We start from the raw sequence: 1902 nt of genomic DNA on the forward strand, positions 1-1902 counted from the left end.
AAACACCCGTCCCAACAGCCGCTTCCGGCGCAATGGCATCTGCAACAAAAATGCCCACGTTATTCAGGCACAACGCCGGATTAGTTTTACACCCTTCAAGCGCAATACGCCCTGCTGTTGCCATTTCAGCAGATCCGGCCACCAGTATATAACCGCCATAAGCCAGAGCATATCCGCCTGCTGCCACTGCGGTCACGGTTATCGCGGCATCACGTCGCGCAATAACACGTTCTGCCGCCGATTTATCCCCTTTCTCTGCCGCTAAGATATCTTTTTGATTATCAACTGATAACTCATCACCGAAAAGAAAACAACTTGCCGATAGACCAAAAAGGGAAAAAATCCCAGCTTTTTTATGGCTGGGATCTTGATTTAACTGGTACAACGACTAAGCGCGAGCTTCAGCCCCGCACCGATCTCAGCAATCGAATTCTCCACAGACAAAATGACTTTATCACTTCCACCACGTCCTGTACCTCCCCATGCCTCCAGTTTTTCATGGCGAGAAGGTGAAATAGTAATAAAGCCATTAACACAATGGATAGAACAATGTTTCATATCTTTGAATAAAACCTTTTTGGTTTTATACCCATATTTTTCCATCAGCATGGCTATCCATGCAGCGTATTGCTCTTTACCTTTTTCAAGATCAAAAAAAACACCTCGTTCTTCGAGAGAAGTTAATGTCCGACTATCTGATAAAGCCCGTAGAATGCTTTCACCAATACTTTTATCATCAGCAATTGGGGATAACAAGTGGGGCTGAAAATTTGGATCGGCCGCAACCATACCTAACCCTGATTTAGTTTCAATAAGCAAAAACTCTTTCGTGCTGTAGCAACCAGCCCAATAATCCTGATCTTTGTTAAACATTATTATTTCACCTGTGTCACTGTAACTTTTACACCCTTACTTTTACCATATTCTATTGCCCGATTGATTTCGATCCACTGGGTTTTAGTTGTATTGGCAGAAACAGCCAGTTGTATTTCTCTGTTAACAATCATTGAGGAGTCTATAGTGCTTCTTGAAAGTGTATATGTTTCAAATTTTACAGCATCATCAATATTACCTTTAATAGAACCGTATATCTGCTTTGGTCTGGCCAATTTTGATAGTGTTTGAATATCCATTGTTTTTGCACTGATAGCCGTCTTCGTTGATGCATCATAATAATCAAAAGTTTTAAAGTTTTTCGGTAAGCGGGAGCCTACAGGGAGTTGCGTACCCACATAATCCTCCCAAGGCATACCTTGCTTCATATTGCCCTTGCCCCATTGAATACCGGTTTCTGCGGCGCTGACAGTCGCTGTTGCCGAGTTGCGCTCTATATACAACGCTTCTTTTTCCATCAAACCCGTTACGGTATCGGTATTAGATTTGGCATTGCTCAACAGGGGTTTTGAGACATGACTCAATTCTTCTGCCAGATTCTTCACACCTTCCTGGGTGTTGCCTAATACTTTTACCGTTCCAGTCGCTAAAACGCCTGTTCCAACAGCCGCTTCTGGCGCAATGGCATCTGCAACAAAAATGCCCACGTTATTCAGGCACAGCGCCGGATTGGTTTTACACCCTTCAAGCGCAACACGCCCTGCCGTGGCCATTTCAGCCGAGCCCGCAATCAGTATCTGACCGCCATAAGTCAGAGCATATCCGCCTGCTGCCACTGCGGTGACGGTTATCGCGGCATCACGTCGCGCAATAACGCGTTCTGCCGCCGATTTATCCCCTTTCTCTGCCGCCAGGATATCTTTTTAATTATCAACTGATAACTGATGCAACATATGATCAGTCATGTTGTTACGATAGACAAGTTCTGCACTGTTCGCCGCACTGTAAGCACCTTCGGGTGTATGGCTAATCAGAGCGCCCGACAATGCCCCGATAAATTTAGCCGTC

At 44.9% G+C, this 1902-nt stretch carries 2 protein-coding genes and 1 pseudogene; all 3 read right to left on the reverse strand.

Translation table 11 applies throughout. The features are described from left to right. A pseudogene (locus tag ABR397_RS22390) lies at positions 1–385 on the reverse strand (hypothetical protein); the annotation flags it as partial. After that, positions 373–876 carry a contact-dependent growth inhibition system immunity protein gene (locus tag ABR397_RS22395; protein ID WP_350307643.1) on the reverse strand — a complete coding sequence of 168 codons (504 nt, stop codon included), beginning with the start codon at positions 874–876 and terminating at the stop codon, positions 373–375. The pseudogene ABR397_RS22390 and the gene ABR397_RS22395, both read right to left, overlap by 13 nt. Next, positions 876–1670 (reverse strand): endonuclease toxin domain-containing protein, encoded by a 795-nt coding sequence (locus tag ABR397_RS22400; protein WP_350307642.1) that lies wholly within the window; start codon positions 1668–1670, stop codon positions 876–878. Before ABR397_RS22400 ends, ABR397_RS22395 begins: the two co-directional genes overlap by 1 nt. Positions 1671–1902 lie beyond the last annotated feature (232 nt).

It is taken from the genome of Photorhabdus viridis, assembly GCF_040256935.1.
In the GTDB taxonomy this organism is placed as follows: domain Bacteria; phylum Pseudomonadota; class Gammaproteobacteria; order Enterobacterales; family Enterobacteriaceae; genus Photorhabdus; species Photorhabdus viridis.